We start from the raw sequence: 19,111 nt of genomic DNA, 5'->3' as shown, positions 1-19,111 counted from the left end.
GCGATGAGCAACGAGAGCGTCAATATCACCGCCAACACCGCTAACGCCGCTGGCACCCATAGCGCCAAAGTGGCCGAAGCGACCGAAGCGACCGAAGCGACCGAAGCGGCAGATTCGGGTATCGCGATGGTGGCGGCAGTTACGCCTGCTCAAGAGGCATCGGACGCCTTGACTGAGCAACTTGCAACGTGGCGAGCGCAAGGGATCGACAAGCGCGACCCTGCGCGTTTTCATCGCATCGAAGCACTGGCGCTGCGCAGCCGTGCCTATACGGGCGACGTTCGTTGGGTGCTCGATGCGCGATTGAAGACGCTCATCGATGAATTCAGTCAGTTTCATGCCAACCCGCCGGCAACGTCTTCCGATGAAGGCCGTCAGACCTCGATGCGATCACCGTCGCCGCTCGCCTCACTGACTGGCGAGATGACGCAGCGTGTTGGCGGGGGAGAGCGCCCCGTACCGGCGACAACGCCTCGCAAAGCACGAGCCGCGGCGCCGAGCCAGGCGTCACAAACGCGCGAGAGCGAGCAACCGCCCAGCGCGTTGTCGGCTTCGCCGGCACGGCCGGTTGCAGTGCCGCCGCCGATACCGGTGCCCGTCACGCCGACCGTCATCTCCACCGGCGACGCCTTCGAAGACCTCGATGTCCTCGAATACTTCCGCGAAACGTGGTCGAAGCTCAGCACCGACGGCAATCTTCGTCAGTCGCTCGCTCAGGTACCCGAAAACGCCGGACCACTCAACTCAAGCCATCTGGTGCACCGCGCGCTCTCGCTCATGCACGACGTCTCGCCCGATTATCTGCGTCACTTCCTGCGTCACGCAGACGCCCTCTCCTGGCTCGAAGACATGGAAACGACCGGCGTGCTCGGCAATAAGCCCGCTGCCCGCGCGGCCGCCGCCACCAAGCCGTCACGCGCAAAGGCTCGCTAACGCCTACCGCCGGCTTGCGGCGACCGTGGGCATGCAGCGTAAGGTCGTCGCCCAGAATACCAGCGCAGCCAGGCTCACCCCCGCACCAAGCACGCACACGCCAGTCCAGCCGAAAGCCGCGTAGGTCGCTGTCGCCGCGACCGCCCCCAAGCCGCTGCCCGTGGCATAGAACAGCATGTAGGCGCCCACGAGACGACTCGGCGCATCGTCGCGCGCGGCAAAGATCAGACTCTGATTCGTGACGTGAATCGCTTGCCCTGCAAGGTCGAGCAACAACACACCGGCGACGAGCCAGCCCAGCGACACATGCAATCCGGCCAGCAGCAGCCACGAGAACATCAGCAATACGAGTGCGATGCCAGTCGTGCGTTGCGCCCATCCACGGTCTGCCCAATACCCCGCTCGCGCCGCCGCCAGCGCCCCTGCTGCGCCCACGAGCCCGAACGCCCCAATGCGCGTATGCGAGAAATGAAACGGCGCGGCGGAGAGCGGCAATACCAACGCGCTCCAGAAAATGCTGAACGCCATGAACATCAGTAACGCGATCGTGCCGCGAATCTGCAATGTGCGCTCTTCGCACAAGAGACGGAACATCGATGTCAGCAACACGGCATAGCGCTGTCGCGTGCCCGTGACCGTCTGACGCGGCAATGCACGCCACAGCACCGCGCCGAGCACCAACATGCCCCCTGCCGACGCCAGATACACGCCACGCCATCCGGCGATGTCCGCAATCCCGCCCGCCATGACTCGCGCCAACAGCAGACCGACGACCACGCCGCCTTGCGTTGCCCCCACGACGCGTCCGCGCTCATGCACACCCGCGGCACTCGACGCGTATGCGATCAGGCCCTGTGTCATTGCCGTACCCAGCATGCCGACCAGCAGCATGCCCAGCAGCAACGCCGTGGCAGATGAGGCCGCCGACACGGCCAGCAGGCTCAGCGTCAGCAGCGCGAGTTGCACGAGCATGAGGCGCCGGCGCTCCCACTGGTCGCCCAACGGCACGAGGAACAGCAGCGCGAGCGCACAACCCGCCTGCGTTGCCGTGACCACGCCGCCCGCCGCACCGCGCGAGATGCCGAAATCGTCGGCCAGCGCATCGAGCAAAGGTTGCGCGTAGTAGACGTTGGCGACGCTCAGCCCTGCCGCGCACGCGAAGATCGCGACGAGCGCGCGCGGCATTCGGTACAGGCCGTCGGACACATTCGATGACGCGGCCGCCCCCGAGATATCTGCCGATGGACACGTTGACATGAAGCCCCCCATACTGGTTTCAAATTAAGACTTGTTGGATCATAGCTAAACCAGTCTTAAAATGAAACTTAATTTTCGCTTTGGCAAAACGAGCTCGTCATGACACCAACGCCACCTGAAGGGCCCTCCCCGGCGCTCGATACCTGCCCCGTCGCACGCACGGTCGACATCATCGGCGATCGCTGGAGCCTGCTCATCGTGCGCGACGCCTTCGACGGCGTGCGCCGTTTCAGCGACTTCCTGCGCAGTCTCGGCGTAGCGCGCAGCATGCTGACGACGCGTCTGCGGGCGCTGGTCGACGCAGGCATTCTCTCTGTGCAACCCGCCTCGGACGGCACGTCGTATCAGGAGTACGTGCTGACGCCTCAGGGCCGCGAACTCTTCACGCTGATCGTGGCGTTACGGCAATGGGGAGAGAAGCACCGGTTCGGGCGGCGCGAGCTTCATTCGACGTTGATCGACACGCGAACTGGCGAGCCGCTGGCCGATTTGCGGCCCACGACCCGCGACGGCAAGCCCGTGGCGCCGGAGGACACGCAGGTCGTGCGGCCGGCATGAGCGGGGCGTCAACTTGCCAGTGAAGGGGGTTCCGGTGGATAATCGAGCCCGTTCCCGATGCCTCGGCCCGGGAAAATCCTTTGAAAAATCATCGTGTTGGGCGCCGACTCGGGCAGTAATGCCGAATGTGCCGCCCGCCGCAGCACTTCTCGACAAGCCGTCGTCCCAGACGGCTTTTTGCTTCCATGACGAACCACGGACAACCGCCGGCTGACGACGCGCAACCGGCCCACGACGACGACGCCGACCTCGGCGCGCCCCAATCTCATGCCCCGGGCGACGACGAAACGTTTGTCGGACCGGACGGCGTAGCGCACCCGCGCCGCATTCGCAGCTTCGTGCGCCGCGCCGGACGCAGCTCGGAAGCGCAGAAGCGCGCGTTCGATATGCTCGGCCCGAAGTTCGTGCTGCCATATGCGCCCGAAACGCTCGACTGGCCCGCCGCCTTCGCGCGCACGGGTGCACCGCGCATTCTCGAAATCGGCTTCGGCATGGGCGATGGCACCGCACACATCGCGAAGGTACGCCCAGCGGACGATTTTCTCGGCGTTGAAGTGCATGAGCCGGGCGTAGGCGCCTTGCTCAAACTCATCGGCGAGACGCCGCTGTCGAACGTGCGCATCATTCAACACGACGCCGTGGAAGTCGTTGAGCACATGCTGCCGGAAGGCTCGCTCGACGGTGTGCACGTCTTCTTTCCCGACCCCTGGCACAAGAAGCGCCATCACAAGCGCCGCCTGCTGCAACCGCCGTTCGTAGCGTTGCTCGCCTCACGTCTGAAGCCGGGCGGTTATCTGCACTGCGCGACGGACTGGCAGGAATATGCCGAGCAAATGCTCGACGTGCTCGGCAGCGAAGCCACGCTGGAGAACACGGCGGCCGATTACGCGCCGCGGCCGGACTATCGTCCGGTAACGAAGTTCGAGAATCGCGGCCTGCGCCTCGGTCACGGCGTGTGGGATCTCGTGTTCCGCAAGCGCGCCTGAGACCTCTCATCGAGCCTGAAAAAAAGGGGCACCGTGCGGTGCCCCTTTTTTATTTTACTTTCCCGATCGCGCGCCCAGCCGGTCGGCCAGCGCCGTCAGCCGGCTCAGTCGGCTCAATCGGCCCAGACAACCAGCCCGCTATAGCCAGTGGCCAGCACCACCAGCCCGAACACGATGCGATACCACGCGAACGCCGTGAAGTCGTGCGACGCGATGTAGCGCAATAGCCAGCGCACGCAAACGAAGGCGCTGATGAACGCGGCAACGAAACCGATGCCGAACAGGCTGAAATCGTCGACCGACAATGTCGAGCGCGCCTTGTACAGTTCGTAAATGGTGGCACCGAACAGAATCGGGATCGCGAGGAAAAACGAAAATTCGGTGGCCACCTTGCGTTCGAGTCCGAGCATCATGCCGCCAATGATCGTCGCCCCCGAGCGCGATGTGCCGGGCACGAGTGCGAGACATTGCGCAACGCCTACCTTCAGGGCGTCGGCAACCGAGAGATCGTCGATAGCGTTCACACGCGGCAGCTTGCCAGCCTCTGCATTGCGACGGTTGTGCCGCTCCACCAGCAAGATGATCACACCACCGATGATGAACGCCGTGGCCACCACCGTCGGGTTGAACAATACCGCCTTGATGTGCTTGCCGAACAGCAGACCGAGCACGATGGCCGGCAGACACGCAACGATCACGTTCACCGCGAAGCGACGCGCTTTGGCATCGCTGCCGAGTCCCGCCACCACCTGCGCGATCTTGACGCGAAACTCCCAGCACACGGCGAGAATCGCACCGAACTGAATCACGATCTCGAAAACCTTGCCCTTGTCGTCGTTGAAGTCGAGCAGACTGCCCGCCAGAATCAGGTGACCGGTCGACGAGATCGGTAGAAATTCGGTCAGACCTTCGACAACACCGAGAATGACGGCTTTGAACGCCAGCAACAGGTCCATGCAATGAGTTCCTGAGAAGTCGTGAATTACGGATTGGGAGGCGGTCCCGACGACGCGTTTGGCCGATTCGCCCGGCGGCCCGCGTCAGCGCGAATCGAATTTGACGTTCACACCATGCGAGAGCACCGTGATCGCGCCGGGCTGACGCGCCACGCCGCCAATGTTGAGTTGCTCGGGCTTGAACGTGTAGATGGGCGCGCCTTGCAGCAACTGCGTTGCTATCAGGGCGCCTGCGGCGTTCAATTGGCGCGACCAGCGTTCGGGCAGGCCGTCGACGGTGAAGGTCTCGACCTCCGGATCGCGCAGCACGACCGACAGGGTAGCGGGATCGTAGGCAAGCGCACTGTCGATGGCGAGCGTGCCCGTGAGCGGCGCGCCGCCCAGCGGATGCGTCACCGTGGCATCGACGGCGACTGCCAGACGATTGCGATCCGGCAGCAAGGTCAGGCGCGGATGCGAGAGGTTCACGTCGAGCACCGCCAGCACACGACGGTCGAACGGAAACTTGCGCTCCAGCGCACGTTGCAACTGACTTTCGGAAAAGGTGTATTCGTTGCCGAACGGCAATCCCGCACAGGCGGCCAGCCCGGCGGCCATCGCTGCGGCACCGCTTAACGTCAGCCAGCGACGGCGTGACATGTGCCCGCCCGGTCGGGCAACCGGCGTCTCGCACTGCTGACGAATCGACTGATCTGGAGAAATGCTATCCGGCATGTCACGTTCCGCTACAGGGCGTCCGGCGCCCGACACGCGCGACTATAGCACTCGCCGATGACACGCTTCCACGCCTCGGGGCGCCCTCGGTTCACGTCCCCTCTCCCCTCTCCCCGATCCGCGCCGATCTGCCGCGATCCGCGCCACTTACGCCGCCACGGGCGCCGTCATCGCTTCCAGTTGCGACAGCCATGCGATCGCCTGCGAGCGGTCGCCGCCGCACATTTCGGCCGACGGTTGCAACGAACCGCAGACGGCCGGACGCTGCGGACTGCCGAAAATGCGGCAGCGGTCGTCGACGTCCAATTGCACGCAACGGGTGTTCGCCGGCTTGCCATTCGGCATGCCGGGAATCGGTGTCGAGATGGAAGGCGCGATGCAACACGCCGCGCAGTGGGGTCGGCAGTTCATGAATGGATCGGGAGAATTCAGGCAGTGCAGCGCCATGCGCTGGGGCAACGCAGTATCGGGCCGCGCATTTTACCGTGAGTGACGCCGCGCGCGGCCCGCTTCGGGCTTACCAGGGCAAACTGCCCTCCACGTCAAAGAACCCGCCTGTGACCGGCCCGCGCTCGCCGAGCGCCAGCATCAGCACACTGCGAGCCCCTTCGGCCACCCCCTGTCGCGCGCGCTTGCCGCTTGCATCGATCGCAAGATCGGCAGGCGCCCCCGGATCGACCGAGTTCACCGTGATCGACGTCTCGCGCAACGTCTGCGACAGTTGCACCGTCAGCATATTCAGCGCCGCCTTCGACGCATTGAAGCCGATCTGCCGGAACGCCGAATGCTCCCACGTCGGATCGTTGTTGCGCGCGAGCGAGCCGAGGCCGCTCGACACGTTGACAATGCGTGCACGCTCCGAGCGCGCCAGCCACGGCAACATGGCCTGCGTCACGCGCAACGTACCGAAGAAGTTCGTGGCGAAAACCCGCTCGACAGCTTCGATGGACGCCTTCTCGGGGGTATCGTCGCGCGGATCGGTCACGCCCGCGTTGTTCACCAGCACGTCGAGCCGACCGTGATAACGGCCGATGCGATAGGCCGCCGCGTGAAGCGTCTCCGGGCGCAACAGGTCGATCACCAGCGTCTCCGCCTGAAAACCCGCCTTGCGCAGCGGTTCGACGACTTCCTCGCCCTTCGCTTCCTCTCGTGCGCCCACCAGCACTGTCATGCCGGCCTCGGCCAGCGCTCGCGCGACTTCTTGTCCAATACCCCGCGTGGCGCCCGTCACCAGCGCCACGCTGCCCAGATGACGTTCGGCGTCCTCGCGTACCGCGTTCTCGATTGCGTCCCGTTTCATCACTGCTCCCGTCGAAATCCTTGTTGTGCTGCGCCAGACTGCACGCAAATTTGTTAGCATCGAGTTTATGAAGAATCCTTCAGCTTTTCCATTCGCATATGAAACCGGACAGCAAGGCCCCCGCAACGCCCCGTAAATCGCCGCAGCAGGCGCGTTCGCGGGTCACCATCGACGCCATTTTCGAAGCCGCGCTTCAGGTTTTGCTGCTCGACGGCGGACGCCAACTGACCACGACTCGTGTGGCCGAGCGCGCCGGCGTATCGGTAGGCACGCTGTACCAGTACTTTCAGAACAAGCAGGTCTTGCTCTACGCCGTGCTTGGGCGGCATATCGACCGGATCGTCGAGACAGTAGAGGCCACGTGTGCGGCCGCCCACGGGCAGCCGCTGGAAGTGATGGCGCGCTCGCTCGCCAAGGCGTACGTCGGCGCCAAGATGACGGACATCGAGGAAGCGCAGGCACTGTATCGGCTCTCCGAGGATCTGGACGGGCGGGAGGTGTTTGCCGGGGCGGCTACGCGCATGCACGCGGCCGTCGTCGGCATGCTGAAAACCGCGCACGACGCGTGTTTCGACGATCCCGAAACCGTCGCCTTCGTGTTCCTGAACTCGATGACCGGCCCCATCAAGGCAATTCTGGAGAACCGTGCGCCCGCCGGCGCCTGCTACGAAACGCTGGCGGGGCAGATCGCCGATCAGATGGCGACAATGTGCGGCGCGTACCTGCTCCGGGTCGCGCAGCCAGCCACGCCGAGGGCCGCCGCATAGTCGCCGGATAGCCAGCGTTTGCCCCCGCTCGCTGCCGGATCGCCGCTGTACACGCGGTCCTTGCGCCGCCGATGCGGCAAAAGTTCACGCGTCATAATGACTGCCGCCCGGAACTGGTAAAATGCCGGGTTGTGTTTGCCTACTACCCACGGTAACCGAGATGAATTACGAACAGGCCCGCTTTAACATGATCGAGCAGCAAATCCGTCCCTGGGACGTGCTCGATCAAGAGGTGCTCAATCTGCTCAAGCTCGTCAAGCGCGAGGAATTCGTGCCGACGGCCCAGCGCGCGCTCGCCTTCACCGACGTTGAACTGCCGCTGGCCGGCGCGGCCATCGCCGACAAGAGCCAGCACATGATGTTCCCGCGTGTCGAAGCGCGCATTCTGCAAGCGCTCGCCCCGAAGAAGAACGAAAACGTGCTCGAAATCGGCACGGGTTCGGGCTACATGGCTGCCCTGCTCGCCTACAACGCTCACCATGTGACGACCCTCGAATTCGATGCCAACCTCGCCCAGACCGCCCAGCAGACGCTGCGCGCCAACGGCGTGACCAACGTGGAAGTCGTCAACGCCGATGGTGCGCAGGGCTGGAGCGCCGCTGCACCGTACGACGTGATCGCCATCTCGGGCGCCCTGGCCGAACTGCCGCAAGCGTTCCTCGACCAGTTGAAGGTCGGTGGCCGTCTGGCCGCCTTCATTGGTGGCAGCCCGGTCATGGAAGCGAAACTCATCACGCGCCTGTCCGAGACCGAGTACCGCAGCGAAAACCTGTTCGAGACGCAAGTGGCCTATCTGGTCGCGCCGCAACCGTCGAGCTTCAAGTTCTGAGCCCGGCGCCCGGGTAACGCGCTGTCCGGCGACGGATGGCGCGCCCCCGGAATGCCGCGAGCGGACCGGTCCCGCGCCCTGTTGTCGGGGGCAAATGCGTGCGGGATTTCACGAGGACCGGACGCCATCCATACGACACACGAACATCATGCAAAACATTACACCGGCGCAATTGGCCCAGTGGCTCGCGGACGGGGACCGCAGCCAACCCACGCTCCTCGACGTGCGCGAGGACTGGGAAGTGCAGACCTGCCACATCGCCCAGAGCAAGAACGTGCCGCTCGGCGACGTGCCCGCCCGTCTGACGGAACTCGACGCCGATGCGCCCATCGTGTGCATCTGCCATCACGGCATGCGTAGCGCGCGCGCCGCTATGTTTCTGGAACAACAAGGTTTCTCCCAGATGTTCAATCTGGACGGCGGAATCGATGCCTGGGCCCGCCAGGTCGATCCGTCGATGCCGACTTACTGAGCCAGGGCCATGCGCCCCCCGAGGCTTGCCGCGCGTGAGCGCGCGGCCAAGCGTGCGCCTGCGCGGCGCACCGTCTCTGCGAGCACTCTCGTCATGGCGACGACGCTGGCAGCCCTCATGGTTCACACCTCGCCCGCCGGGGCTACCGATCTGCTTCAGCTCTACAGCGAAGCCCAGAGCCGCGACGCACTGATCGCCAGTGCCCGCTCGGCCTACCTCGCCAACATCGAGGCGCTGCCGCAGGCGCGCGCCGCCCTCCTGCCGCAAGTGACTGCGCGCTGGGGCTCCGTCAATACGCACTATGGCTCGGGCAACGTCTCGAACACATTCGTCAGCAGCGGCTACAGCCTCGCGCTCACTCAGCCGATCTTCCACTGGGATAGCTGGCAGTCGTATCAGCAGGGCAAGCTGGCGGTCGCGAGTGCTGAGGCGTCTTTCGCGCAAGCGGAGCAGGACCTGATTTTGCGCGTGGCGACCGCCTATTTCGACGTGCTCGCCGCGCAGGACGATCTCGCACTCGCCGGTACGCACAAGCAAGCCATCGCCGAGCAACTCGCCTCTGCCAAGCGGAACTTCGAAGTCGGCAACGCCACCATCGTCGACGCCAACGAAGCGCAAGCCAGCTTCGATCAGGCCACCGCCCAGGAGATCGCCGCCCAGAACACGCTCGACGTGCGCCGTGCCGCGTTTGCGCGGATCGTCGGGCACCCGGTCGGCTCGCTCGCCACGCTGCGCGCGGGCGCAACGTTGCCCTCGCCCCAGCCCAACAACGTGGCCGACTGGGTCGCGCAGGCGGAGCAAGCCAACTACGGCGTGCAATTGCAAACGCTTACGCTTGAGACCGCCCGCCGCGAAACGTCCAAGGCCAAGTCGGGCTATATGCCGTCGGTCGATCTGGTCGCCGCCGGGGCACACTCGAATGTGGGCAACGCCAACAGTCTGCTCTCGTCGTCAATGTCGAGCCCATCGAGTCAGGGCTCGGGACCGAGTTCGGCCGGACAGATCGGCATACAGGTCAGCATTCCGATCTTCTCGGGCGGCGCGGTGCAAAGCAAGTTGCGCCAGACGCTCGCCCTCGAAGACAAGGCCATGACCGATCTGGATGACGCGCGGCGGCTGGCGGTCTTCAACGCACGCCAATCCTATCTCGGCGTGTCGAGTGGCCTCGCTCAGGTCAAGGCGCTTGAAGCGGCCGAGCAATCGGCGCAGTCGTCGGTGGCCTCGAACAAGCTCGGTTATCAGGTCGGCATTCGCATCAACGCCGATGTGCTCAATGCCGAAGACAAGCTCTTCACGACGCGGCGCGATCTCGCCAAGGCGCGCTACAGCACGCTGCTCTCGAGCCTTCAACTGAAGGCCAGCGCCGCCACGCTCGTCGACACGGACTTGCAACTGCTGAACGCGTTGCTCACGGAAAATCCGGACGCCTCTGCGGCAATGGCTGGGGCGCGCGAAGCGACACCTGCCGGGGCCGGTACCGGATTGCCCGCGCGAGGCGTACGGCCGGGAATCACTGCACCGCCGATGCGCCGCTAGTCAGGCTGACGGGGCGCAGAGATTGCCCAGAAGCCCATAGCAAAATGCCTCGCATGGCCAGTTCGGCATGCGAGGCATTTTGTTTCCTGGCACAGGTAACCGCTCTTGGGCGGCAACGCGAGGTCAGTCTTGCGAAGCCACGACGCCTGCGTCGAGCCAACGCCCCAGCGCGGCAACCGTGCGTGCCGTCGCCCCTTGATGCTGCTTCGCGAACAGCATGGCTGCCGTGCGCATCGCAAGCCGCCGGTCGTCGTTGAGCAACAGATCGGCCAGCGCCGTGGCGAGTTCGCCTGCATCGCTGACCCGCCGAGCCGCCCCCGCCGTCAGCGCGTTTTCGCTGGCCTGCGTGAAGTTGAACATGTGCGGACCGAAGACGACAGGGGTACCGGCCGCACAAGCTTCGATCAGGTTCTGCCCCCCCAGCGGCAACAAACTCCCACCGATGAAGGCGATGTCGGCGGCGGCGAAATAGGCGGCCATCTCGCCCATCGAATCACCAAGCACAACGTCGATGTCGGCAGGCAGAGGCGTATCGCCGTCAGGCCATGCGCTGCGGCGAACATAGTTGAGGCGCACCTTGTCGAGCATCGCCGCCACTTCGTCGAAGCGCTGCGGATGACGTGGCACGAGCACCAGTAACGAGCGCCGCCCCACGTCCGAAGCTGCCGCGAGCATCGCGCGGGCCTGAAGCACGAGCGCTTCCTCGCCGTCGCGGGTACTCGCGGCCAGCCAGACTTTACGATCGCCGAAACGCTCGCGCCAACGCGCGCCCAGCGCCAGCAGCGCGGGCGGCGGTGTCATGTCGAACTTCAGATTGCCCATCACGTCGACGTCGTTCGCCCCGAGCATGCGAAGGCGTTCGGCGTCGGCATCGCTTTGCGCGAACACACGGCTGAAGCCGCCGAAGACGGGCTTGGCTGCGTCGCCAAAGCGCGCGGCACGCCGGAAGGAGCGCGCCGACATTCGCGCGTTGGTCAGCACCAGCGGCACGCCATTTTCACGGCAAGTGAAGATCAGGTTCGGCCAGACTTCCGTTTCCATCACCACACCGACGCTCGGTCGCCACTGCTTCAGGAATCGCCGAATCGGCCCGACCATGTCGTAAGGCAAATAGCTGCGAAGCACACGATCGCCGAACAGGTTTTCACCGGTGGCACGCCCGGTTGGCGTCATATGCGTGAGCAAAATGCCGTGAGACGGATAACGCTCGAGCAGTGCATCGATCAGTGGCTGCGCGGCGCGGGTCTCGCCGACGGAGACGGCGTGCACCCAGATCAGCGGGCGGCCGGTGTAAGGCGGCGAATCGTAGAACCCGAAGCGCTCGCCGATGTGACGGCGATAACCGGGTTCGAAGCGGCCGCGCCACCATAGGCGAATCACCGCCAGCGGGGCCACGATCCACCAGAGCGCGCGATAGACGAGACGCAGCACCATTCAGATCAGCGCGCGATGCGTGAGACGTTGCAACACTGCCAGCGGCGAGCACTCGGGGTGCACCATGGCTTCGGCGGGCAGGAAGAACGTCTGTTCCATCATGAACTGTCCCGACATCACCGCGTGCGATGTCTGATCGGAGAAGCAGACCCACACGCTGCCCGGCGGGAACGGCATGGTCTGCTGATCGGCGTCGCGCTGATAGTTCATGTCGGCTTTCATGCCGTCGTGCAGATGCAGCATGATGTGGTCGTAGGCGCTGCGCGGTCGCTTGGTGATCCCCACGGCGTTCTGCAACCATGCAGAGCCCGGCCATTGCTTCGGCACCTTCGGCAGAAAGCGCCTGGCCACATCTTCGAACGGCTCGCCCACGCGCCACACGCGCGGCTGCCCCGCCGGGTTGATGTTGGTGAACACGCGCAGAATGCGCTCGCCATAGTTCGGGCGCGAGGGGAAGGCGTCGACGTGCAGGCGGCTATCGTCCTTGCGCCACGACGTCTGGCGTGTCTCGACCTGATGCAGACGCAGGCTCGTGGGTGCTGCGCGCAGCTTGCCGCGATACTCGGGCAGCAGGCCATCGATCAGACTGCACGCCTGCGTGTAGTAGCGCTTGACCAGCGCGTGCACAGCGCGCTGCGTGGCGTCGTCGGCAGCGACACCGACGAGCACGTCGGTCTTCGGGTCGAGGCTGATGTTTTTGCGCTTGGGATCGGCAATCGCGGGATCGAGCAAACGCTGCTCCCCGGCATCGATACCGAAGGCCAGATGCGGGAAGTAAAGCACCTTGCCCGCTTCGACATCGGCCACCAGCGCTTCACGCGGTATCGACAGTTCTGCGCCCTGCCAGTTGCCGGATTCGACGGTGACGATCTGGTTGCTTGCGATCGTTGCACTCATTTCGCTCATTTCGCTCATGCGCTTCTGTCCTCCCCGGACACGACGTCGCCACTCGCCACAGGCGCCGGTGCGAGCTGGCGCACGGCGTCGCGCACTTGTGCGAGCGTTGGCTTATGTTCGGCGTCGCCAAGATTGATGATGCGCGGCGACCAGAATCCACCGGTGCGCCACGCGGTGCTGAAATTGTATAGCTCGATGGTAGGACGGTTCAGCGCTGCGGCAATATGTACCAAACCGGTATCCACACCCACCGTGATCGCGCCGCGATCGATCAGACCGACCACCTGAGACAGGTTCATCTTCGGCGGCACCCAGGCATCTTTCCCCAGCGCCTCGGCCAGCCGCACCGAAACCGCGTGCTCGCCTGCGCTGCCCCATGGCAACACGATCAGGAAACCCTGCGCGGCCAGATCCCGCCCCAGCGCAATCCAGTTGCCTTCCGGCCACGTCTTGTCGTCGCGCGACGTTGCGTGCACGAACACGGCATAGGGACGGTCCGGACACTGGCTGTGATCTGCCCGTTCGGTGGCGATGCCGAAGTCGATCTCGTCCGGCACCTTGAATCCCATCGCCCCGGCAACCAGCAGCCGTGAGCGCGTTACCACATGAGTATGCGGTTCGATACGCACCATGTGACGGTACAGATAGCGCACCGGCCACTCGTAGCTGGCTCCCTCGGTCCGATTGCCCAGTCCCCATACCGCGCCACGCGCCGTACGTGCAATCCAGCCGGTCTTGACCAGCCCCTGGGTGTCAATCACGTAGTCGTAGGGGGTTTCGCGCAGCGCACGGCGGAATGTGCCGATTTCCTGCCAGGTGCGCGCGGCGAAGGGTTTCTTGCGCCAGCGGCGCAGCGCGAAGGGGATGACCCGGCGCACACCGCGCACGAGTTTGACGAGGTCGACGAAGCCCTCTTCCACCACCCAGTCGATCTGGGCGTCGGGATACCGGCGCAGAATGTCCTGCACCACGGGCATGTTATGGACGACGTCGCCGAGCGACGAGACTTTAACGATCAGAACCTGCAACCGAACGCTCCGGCGGTTCGGCCGGGCCTCGTGAGCAAAACCGCGATTTTACCCCGACCCGGCCCGCCGGACATCTTTCCTGAGCGCGTTCTCGCCACGGCCCCCTTACAGGGCACTGCGCTCGGCTACGGGCTTGCGCCACGCGGTGCCGAGGGTGCCGCAGCGGCCGGGTTGCCCCGGCCTCACGTCAGAACGGCAGCTTTGCGTCGGGCTTGACCGCCAGAATGGCACGGCGGAAGTCGTTCTGAATGCGCTTGATCGCGGCTTCGCTATCGGCCTCGAAACGCAGCACGACCACGGGCGTGGTATTCGAAGAGCGGGCCAGACCGAAACCATCCGGATATTCGACACGCACGCCGTCGATCTTGATGATGTCCTGCGCGCCGTCGAAATTGGCGGTTTCGCGCAGCTTGTCGATCAAGGCGAAATTCTCGCCCTCGGCCAACGGAATCTGCAACTCGGGCGTCGAAATCGAATTCGGCAACGCGTTGAGCACGGCGCTCGGATCGGCCGCTTTCGACAGGATTTCAAGCAGACGTGCGCCCGTGTAAAGGCCGTCGTCGAAACCGTACCAGCGATCCTTGAAGAACACGTGGCCGCTCATCTCGCCGGCGAGCGGTGCGCCCGTTTCCTTGAGCTTGGCCTTGACCAGCGAGTGGCCCGTCTTCCACATCAGCGGCTCGCCGCCATGTTCGCGCACCCAGTGCGCGAGGTTACGCGTGCACTTCACGTCGTAAATGATCTTCTCGCCCGGGTTGCGGCTCAGTACCTCGGCGGCAAAGAGCATCAACTGACGATCCGGATAAATGATCTGGCCGTCCTTGGTGACCACGCCGAGACGATCCCCGTCGCCATCGAACGCGAGACCGATTTCGGCATCGGTCGTTTGCAGCGTCCTGATCAGGTCCTGAAGGTTTTCGGGGTGCGCCGGGTCCGGATGGTGGTTCGGGAACGTGCCATCCACGTCGCAGAACAGTTCGACGACATCGCAGCCGAGCGCGTGGAACAGCGCCGGAGCGTAAGCGCCCGCCACACCGTTGCCGCAATCCACGGCAATCTTCATCGGCCGCGCCAGATGCACGTCGCCCGTGATGCGCGCGCGGTACGACTCGCCGATCTCGTCGGCCGTATACGTGCCCTGCCCCGTTTCGAAGTCCTGCTGTTCGATCAGCTTCGCCAGGCCCTGAATCGCGTCGCCGTAAATCGCCCGGCCGCGCAGCACCATCTTGAAACCGTTGTAGTCGGGCGGATTGTGGCTGCCCGTGACCATGATGCCGGAGTCGACTACCCGGCCATGCAGCGTAACGTTGGTCGCGAAATACACCATCGGCGTGACAACGACGCCGATATCGACCACGTCGACCCCTGAGGCGCGCAGGCCATCGGAGAGGGCACCGATCAGTTCGGGGCCGGACAGGCGGCCGTCGCGGCCAACGACGACGGCATTGCCGCCTTCGCGACGCAGCGCGGTGCCGAACGCACGGCCGATCAGGTTCGCAACGTTGGCATCCAGTGTTTTGCCGACGATGCCGCGAATGTCATATGCCTTGAAAATCGCAGGCGAAACTTGCGTGGTTTGCGTCATGGGAAAGCGTCTCTCGGAAACGAGGGGAGAAATCAGCGTCCGTTGCGGATGGACCTGGCAGGTAGCCTGCACGACCCCGCGACGGGGCCGCGGCTGCGAGCGCCCGGGCCGCGACGGATATGCCGGCCGCACCGCAAACGTCAAATCCCGGCAGGAAGCCCGGCCGGGAACGGCTGCATTACGTTAAAATTATACGGGACTTCGCTGCACCGCGGCGCGCCCCGAAACCCTTGTCAGTCATGGCCTACCATCCATAGCCGCGCGACATGACAAGCGCATGAAGTCCACCTGCACCGGCCTCGCAAGGCCGGTTTTGCTTATTTCGAGAACGAGTGAGCCGCGCGAGCGCCACATGCCCTATCGCACCATCATTCGCAACATTCTCTGGATGCTGACCGAGCGCGGCGCGCAGATCGTCGGCGGCATCGCAGTCTCCGGCCTTCTGGCCCGCAGTCTCGGCGCCGCTCAGTTCGGCCTGTTTCAATACGCGCAATCGCTCGTGTTCCTCGCCGCCTCTCTCACGCTGCTGTGCGGCAGCGAGGTCGTGGTGCCACGTCTGGTCGGCAAGCCCGAGGCGGATCAACGCACGGTCATCGCGCACGCCTTCGTGCTGCGGCTGGCTGCTGCTGCCGTCGCTTATACGATTCTCGCTGTCTATATCGTCGGCTTCGCAGAGTCCGATCTGGTCGCCGTTGCGCTGTGGCTCGGCGTGGCGCTCTGGTTCCGCGAGCCCTTCGGCATTGTGATCGCATGGCTGCAAGCCCGCACCTTCAACCGCCCGAGCGTTACCGCCAATCTGTGCGCTCTGGGAGTGAAGCTCGCGCTCGTGGCCGTGCTGTTCGCCACGCATGCAAGCGTTGCCGCGTTTGCGGTCGTCTACGCCATCGAGGCCATCGTGGCCGCCGCGCTGCTCGTGCGCTATTACCTGACACATTCGCCGAGCACGCCTGTGATCTGGCAACGCAAGCTGTTGCTCGATCTGCTCGCGAGCGGCATGACGTTCTGGGGCGGACTGATGCTCATGATTCTCTTCAAGCGAATCGACCAGCTCGTGCTCAAGCCCCTCATTCCGCTCTCGGAACTGGGCGCCTACGCCGCTGCCATGCAGATCACGGAGAACTTCGTGCTCGTGGCGCCGATCATCGCGAATTCACTGGCGCCGCAACTGATCTTCCAGACGGCCGACAATGCCACCGCGAAGCGCAATACTGTGCGGGCTGTGTGGCTGATGGTGGCTGCCGGCGCGAGCCTGGCGGTGCCGATCGCGCTGTTGGCCCCCTGGATCGTGCATCTGATCTACGGTGCGGGGTTCGCAGAGTCGGCGCAGATTCTGCGCGTGTCTGCCCTCATGGGAATTCTCGTGTTCGCCGATGCCGCCCTGAACCTGACGCTGATTCGTCGCGGTGCCGGTCGTTGGGTCATCGCGAAATGGCTATGCGCGGCCGTCGTGGCATTCATCGTGGTGCGCGGGCTCGCACCGCATCTCGGCGCCCTGGCTGGGGCGCTTGGCTTCGGCGCGGGCTATGCGGCCGCGCTGGTGCTCGGCGTCTGGCTGCTTCGACGGGACTGACGCCATGACGCCGCCGAAAAATATGCCGAATCCCCCTCACGCTACCGCACTGCGCACTGTCTGTCTGTTCACGGGCACGCTCGCGGCGTTCGCCGGTGCCGAGCGTGCCACGGCAACGTTGGCGAATGCGCTCGCCGCACGCGGCCATCGCGTGCATGTGCTCTCGCTGTGGGGCCACACGCCGGTCTTCCCGCTCACACCCGGGGTCCGGCATCACGCGATGTTCGCCGAGCGGGTGCCCTTCAAACGTCACTACTTGTCCATCGTGCGGCAGGTGCGGCGTTATGTGCGCGAGCACAACATCGATGTCATGATCGACGTCGATCCGATGCTCGCGCTTTACACGGTGCCGGCCACGCTGGGGCTGTCGCTGCAACGCATCGCCTGGGAACACAGCACGTATGCCAGCGACCTCGGCCGACGTGCACGCCGCTGGGCGCGAGCGTTGGCGGCGCGCAGGTGCCACACGGTCGTCGTGCTAACGGATGCCGATCGCGCCGCCTGGCAGCAGCATCATCCGAACGCTCGCGCGCAGTTCGTCGCACTGCCCAATCCGCTCGGTATCGCGATACCCGACTCACCGCCGGCGCATGACGACGCGCGCTGCATTCTGGCCGTCGGACGCCTCATTGCCGAGAAAGGCTTCGATCGGTTGATCGACGCGTGGGCACGCGTCGCGCAAGAGGCTCCCGGCTGGCATGTGCGGATCGTGGGCGATGGGACGTTGCGCGATGCCCTGCGCCGGCAGGCGAGCGATGCGGGGGTCGGCGACAGCGTCGAGGTGCTGCCCGCCGTGACTGACATTGCCCAGCACTATGCACAGGCGGCGATCTACTGCCTGCCGTCGCGACGCGAGAGTTTCGGGCTGGTGCTCATCGAGGCGAAGGCCTATGCGGTTCCCGTGGTGGCTTACGCGGCCGACGCCGGGCCGCGTGCGCTCTTGAACGACGAGGTCGACAGTCTCGTCGTGAACGACGGCGACCTCGACGCGCTGGCTCGCGCGCTCGTGCGGCTGATCGGCGACGCGTCGCTGCGCCGCAGGCTCGGTCTGGCCGGCTACGCGCATGCGCAGGACTTCCGCCCCGATGCCATCGCGGCGCGCTGGGAAGCCCTGTGGAATGGTGACACGTCGGCACCGGAGGGCACACGATGAGGATCGCCCTGTTCGTCACCGGCCTGCAACTGGGCGGCGCAGAAACTCAGGTGGCGGATCTCGCCCGCGGTCATGACGTCGCGTTGATCTCGTTGACCGGCAATTGTGCAATCGCGCTGCCGGAGTCGCCGCGACTCACGCTCATCGAACTGAAAGCGGGCAAGACGCCGTGGTCGCTCGCGTGCGCCATGCGGAGGCTCGTCTCGCATCTGCGCGCGTGGCGGCCGGATGTCGTACACGCCCACATGGTGCATGCCAATCTGCTCGCACGCGTGGCGCGCTGGTTTGTGCCTATGCCGGTGCTTGTCACGAGCGCCCACAGCCGTAACGAAGGGGGACGTCTGCGGATGCTGGCCTACCGGCTGACCGACCGGTGGACGGATCTTACGACTAACGTCAGCGACGACGCCGTGGCGGCATTCGTCGCACAACGCGCCGCGCCTGCCGCGCGTATCGCGAGCATGCCCAACGGCATCGATACGACACGTTACCGGCCCGACGTGCAAACGCGCACGCAGTGGCGTGCCGCCGCTCAGGCAGCGCCATCCGGGGCTTCCGAGAATTTGCCCGTCGACGGGCCTATCGTCTTCGCCGCCGGCCGGATGGTCGACGCCAAAGACTATCCGACACTGGTCGACGCGTTCGCCCACGTACTCCGCGAATTGCCTGAGGCACGCCTGTTCATCGCAGGCGACGGGCCGCTGCGCGACACGATTCAGGCAAGCATCGACGCCCGCGGGCTCACCGGCGCCATCACGTTGCTCGGGCGTCGCAACGACGTTGCACAGTGGATGTGTGCCGCAGATGTGTACGTCATGTCGTCAGCGTGGGAGGGGTTGCCGCTCGTCGTCGGCGAGGCGATGGCGAGCGGGTTGCCCGTGGTGTCGACCGATTGCGGCGGGGTGCGCGAACTGATCGGCAGCGGCGCCGGCAACGCGCTGGTGCCTGTAGGCGATGCGCAGGCACTCGGCGGCGCCCTGCTTCGCCAACTGCGCGCCGACGCGAGCGTGCGCTACGCCACCGGTGTCGCCAATCGCGAGCGCATCGTCGCCCATTACTCTCTCGATGCCGTTCTCACACGATGGCTCGAGACCTATGCCCGACTGGCTGCGGCACGCGCCGTAACTCACTGAATC

The 19,111-nt window shown here is 64.9% G+C and carries 19 protein-coding genes; 10 read left to right on the top strand and 9 right to left on the bottom strand.

Annotated elements, in window-relative coordinates; all coding sequences use genetic code 11:
• The first annotated feature begins 3 nt into the window (after positions 1–3).
• Complete coding sequence (locus AT395_RS04115) at positions 4–933, top strand: DUF2894 domain-containing protein (protein WP_167370716.1); 930 nt, start codon at positions 4–6, stop codon at positions 931–933.
• Between the two features lie 3 nt (positions 934–936).
• Here AT395_RS04115 and AT395_RS04110 read toward each other — a convergent pair whose 3' ends face one another.
• Entirely contained in the window at positions 937–2,118 is a 1,182-nt protein-coding gene (locus AT395_RS04110) for an MFS transporter (protein ID WP_048627993.1), read from the bottom strand.
• Positions 2,119–2,289: 171 nt separating this feature from the next.
• Here AT395_RS04110 and AT395_RS04105 point away from each other — a divergent pair, with 171 nt between their 5' ends.
• Together AT395_RS04105 and trmB are read left to right on the top strand one after the other, a co-directional pair.
• The gene (locus AT395_RS04105; protein WP_042112973.1) at positions 2,290–2,748 is read left to right on the top strand and encodes a winged helix-turn-helix transcriptional regulator; all 459 of its coding nucleotides are present in this window, start codon (positions 2,290–2,292) and stop codon (positions 2,746–2,748) included.
• Positions 2,749–2,933: 185 nt separating this feature from the next.
• Positions 2,934–3,734, top strand: a complete 801-nt coding sequence (gene trmB, locus AT395_RS04100) for a tRNA (guanosine(46)-N7)-methyltransferase TrmB (RefSeq protein WP_048627994.1) — start codon at positions 2,934–2,936, stop codon at positions 3,732–3,734.
• Positions 3,735–3,847: 113 nt separating this feature from the next.
• Here trmB and AT395_RS04095 read toward each other — a convergent pair whose 3' ends face one another.
• The 4 genes from AT395_RS04095 to AT395_RS04080 form a co-directional block, all read right to left on the bottom strand.
• Entirely contained in the window at positions 3,848–4,690 is an 843-nt protein-coding gene (locus AT395_RS04095) for an undecaprenyl-diphosphate phosphatase (RefSeq protein ID WP_048627995.1), read from the bottom strand.
• Between the two features lie 84 nt (positions 4,691–4,774).
• A complete protein-coding gene (locus tag AT395_RS04090; protein ID WP_042117386.1) occupies positions 4,775–5,329 on the bottom strand; it encodes a DUF1439 domain-containing protein in 555 nt (184 codons plus the stop codon).
• 222 nt (positions 5,330–5,551) lie between these two features.
• Complete coding sequence (locus tag AT395_RS04085) at positions 5,552–5,815, bottom strand: YkgJ family cysteine cluster protein (protein ID WP_042117388.1); 264 nt, start codon at positions 5,813–5,815, stop codon at positions 5,552–5,554.
• A 106-nt stretch (positions 5,816–5,921) separates the two neighbouring features.
• Positions 5,922–6,704, bottom strand: coding sequence for an SDR family NAD(P)-dependent oxidoreductase (locus AT395_RS04080; RefSeq protein WP_048627996.1), 783 nt, complete (start codon positions 6,702–6,704; stop codon positions 5,922–5,924).
• A 98-nt stretch (positions 6,705–6,802) separates the two neighbouring features.
• Here AT395_RS04080 and AT395_RS04075 point away from each other — a divergent pair, with 98 nt between their 5' ends.
• The 4 genes from AT395_RS04075 to AT395_RS04060 all read left to right on the top strand — a co-directional run bounded on the left by AT395_RS04075 (position 6,803) and on the right by AT395_RS04060 (position 10,308).
• The gene (locus AT395_RS04075; RefSeq protein ID WP_042112981.1) at positions 6,803–7,471 is read left to right on the top strand and encodes a TetR/AcrR family transcriptional regulator; all 669 of its coding nucleotides are present in this window, start codon (positions 6,803–6,805) and stop codon (positions 7,469–7,471) included.
• Between the two features lie 160 nt (positions 7,472–7,631).
• Positions 7,632–8,300: a protein-L-isoaspartate O-methyltransferase family protein gene (locus tag AT395_RS04070; protein WP_048627997.1), complete on the top strand. Its 669-nt coding sequence runs from the start codon at positions 7,632–7,634 to the stop codon at positions 8,298–8,300.
• Between the two features lie 148 nt (positions 8,301–8,448).
• On the top strand, positions 8,449–8,772 hold the full coding sequence (locus AT395_RS04065) for a rhodanese-like domain-containing protein (RefSeq protein ID WP_039370877.1): 324 nt from the start codon (positions 8,449–8,451) through the stop codon (positions 8,770–8,772).
• A gap of 9 nt (positions 8,773–8,781) precedes the next feature.
• The gene (locus tag AT395_RS04060; RefSeq protein ID WP_082117657.1) at positions 8,782–10,308 is read left to right on the top strand and encodes a TolC family outer membrane protein; all 1,527 of its coding nucleotides are present in this window, start codon (positions 8,782–8,784) and stop codon (positions 10,306–10,308) included.
• Positions 10,309–10,431: 123 nt separating this feature from the next.
• Here AT395_RS04060 and waaA read toward each other — a convergent pair whose 3' ends face one another.
• The 4 genes from waaA to AT395_RS04040 form a co-directional block, all read right to left on the bottom strand.
• A complete protein-coding gene (gene waaA, locus AT395_RS04055) occupies positions 10,432–11,739 on the bottom strand; it encodes a lipid IV(A) 3-deoxy-D-manno-octulosonic acid transferase (protein ID WP_042117393.1) in 1,308 nt (435 codons plus the stop codon).
• Positions 11,740–11,742: 3 nt separating this feature from the next.
• On the bottom strand, positions 11,743–12,627 hold the full coding sequence (locus tag AT395_RS04050; RefSeq protein WP_125347499.1) for a Kdo hydroxylase family protein: 885 nt from the start codon (positions 12,625–12,627) through the stop codon (positions 11,743–11,745).
• Between the two features lie 26 nt (positions 12,628–12,653).
• Positions 12,654–13,616, bottom strand: a complete 963-nt coding sequence (gene waaC, locus AT395_RS04045; RefSeq protein ID WP_048628077.1) for a lipopolysaccharide heptosyltransferase I — start codon at positions 13,614–13,616, stop codon at positions 12,654–12,656.
• Positions 13,617–13,854: 238 nt separating this feature from the next.
• Positions 13,855–15,252 (bottom strand): phosphomannomutase/phosphoglucomutase, encoded by a 1,398-nt coding sequence (locus AT395_RS04040; RefSeq protein ID WP_048627998.1) that lies wholly within the window; start codon positions 15,250–15,252, stop codon positions 13,855–13,857.
• A 352-nt stretch (positions 15,253–15,604) separates the two neighbouring features.
• Between AT395_RS04040 and AT395_RS04035 the strand changes: the two genes are divergently transcribed.
• The 3 genes from AT395_RS04035 to AT395_RS04025 are packed head-to-tail and all read left to right on the top strand — an operon-like array spanning position 15,605 to position 19,108.
• Complete coding sequence (locus tag AT395_RS04035) at positions 15,605–16,822, top strand: oligosaccharide flippase family protein (protein ID WP_042112985.1); 1,218 nt, start codon at positions 15,605–15,607, stop codon at positions 16,820–16,822.
• A 22-nt stretch (positions 16,823–16,844) separates the two neighbouring features.
• Positions 16,845–17,975, top strand: a complete 1,131-nt coding sequence (locus AT395_RS04030) for a glycosyltransferase family 4 protein (protein ID WP_048628078.1) — start codon at positions 16,845–16,847, stop codon at positions 17,973–17,975.
• On the top strand, positions 17,972–19,108 hold the full coding sequence (locus AT395_RS04025; protein WP_048627999.1) for a glycosyltransferase: 1,137 nt from the start codon (positions 17,972–17,974) through the stop codon (positions 19,106–19,108). Before AT395_RS04030 ends, AT395_RS04025 begins: the two co-directional genes overlap by 4 nt.
• Positions 19,109–19,111: the final 3 nt, after the last annotated feature.

The organism is Pandoraea apista (assembly GCF_001465595.2).
Classification (GTDB): Bacteria; Pseudomonadota; Gammaproteobacteria; order Burkholderiales; family Burkholderiaceae; genus Pandoraea; species Pandoraea apista.
Note: the sequence above shows the minus strand (reverse complement) of the source record. Positions and strands in the feature narration are given on the sequence as shown.

Excerpts from the sequence above, each read along its gene's own strand:
- AT395_RS04115 (WP_167370716.1), top strand. The coding sequence starts at position 4 with ATGAGCAACGAGAGCGTCAATATCACCGCCAACACCGCTAACGCCGCT.
- AT395_RS04110 (WP_048627993.1), bottom strand. The coding sequence starts at position 2,118 with ATGCCGCGCGCGCTCGTCGCGATCTTCGCGTGCGCGGCAGGGCTGAGC.
- AT395_RS04105 (WP_042112973.1), top strand. The coding sequence starts at position 2,290 with ATGACACCAACGCCACCTGAAGGGCCCTCCCCGGCGCTCGATACCTGC.
- trmB (WP_048627994.1), top strand. The coding sequence starts at position 2,934 with ATGACGAACCACGGACAACCGCCGGCTGACGACGCGCAACCGGCCCAC.
- AT395_RS04095 (WP_048627995.1), bottom strand. The coding sequence starts at position 4,690 with ATGGACCTGTTGCTGGCGTTCAAAGCCGTCATTCTCGGTGTTGTCGAA.
- AT395_RS04090 (WP_042117386.1), bottom strand. The coding sequence starts at position 5,329 with ATGTCACGCCGTCGCTGGCTGACGTTAAGCGGTGCCGCAGCGATGGCC.
- AT395_RS04085 (WP_042117388.1), bottom strand. The coding sequence starts at position 5,815 with ATGAACTGCCGACCCCACTGCGCGGCGTGTTGCATCGCGCCTTCCATC.
- AT395_RS04080 (WP_048627996.1), bottom strand. The coding sequence starts at position 6,704 with ATGAAACGGGACGCAATCGAGAACGCGGTACGCGAGGACGCCGAACGT.
- AT395_RS04075 (WP_042112981.1), top strand. The coding sequence starts at position 6,803 with ATGAAACCGGACAGCAAGGCCCCCGCAACGCCCCGTAAATCGCCGCAG.
- AT395_RS04070 (WP_048627997.1), top strand. The coding sequence starts at position 7,632 with ATGAATTACGAACAGGCCCGCTTTAACATGATCGAGCAGCAAATCCGT.
- AT395_RS04065 (WP_039370877.1), top strand. The coding sequence starts at position 8,449 with ATGCAAAACATTACACCGGCGCAATTGGCCCAGTGGCTCGCGGACGGG.
- AT395_RS04060 (WP_082117657.1), top strand. The coding sequence starts at position 8,782 with ATGCGCCCCCCGAGGCTTGCCGCGCGTGAGCGCGCGGCCAAGCGTGCG.
- waaC (WP_048628077.1), bottom strand. The coding sequence starts at position 13,616 with ATGCCCGTGGTGCAGGACATTCTGCGCCGGTATCCCGACGCCCAGATC.
- AT395_RS04040 (WP_048627998.1), bottom strand. The coding sequence starts at position 15,252 with ATGACGCAAACCACGCAAGTTTCGCCTGCGATTTTCAAGGCATATGAC.
- AT395_RS04035 (WP_042112985.1), top strand. The coding sequence starts at position 15,605 with ATGCCCTATCGCACCATCATTCGCAACATTCTCTGGATGCTGACCGAG.
- AT395_RS04030 (WP_048628078.1), top strand. The coding sequence starts at position 16,845 with ATGCCGAATCCCCCTCACGCTACCGCACTGCGCACTGTCTGTCTGTTC.
- AT395_RS04025 (WP_048627999.1), top strand. The coding sequence starts at position 17,972 with ATGAGGATCGCCCTGTTCGTCACCGGCCTGCAACTGGGCGGCGCAGAA.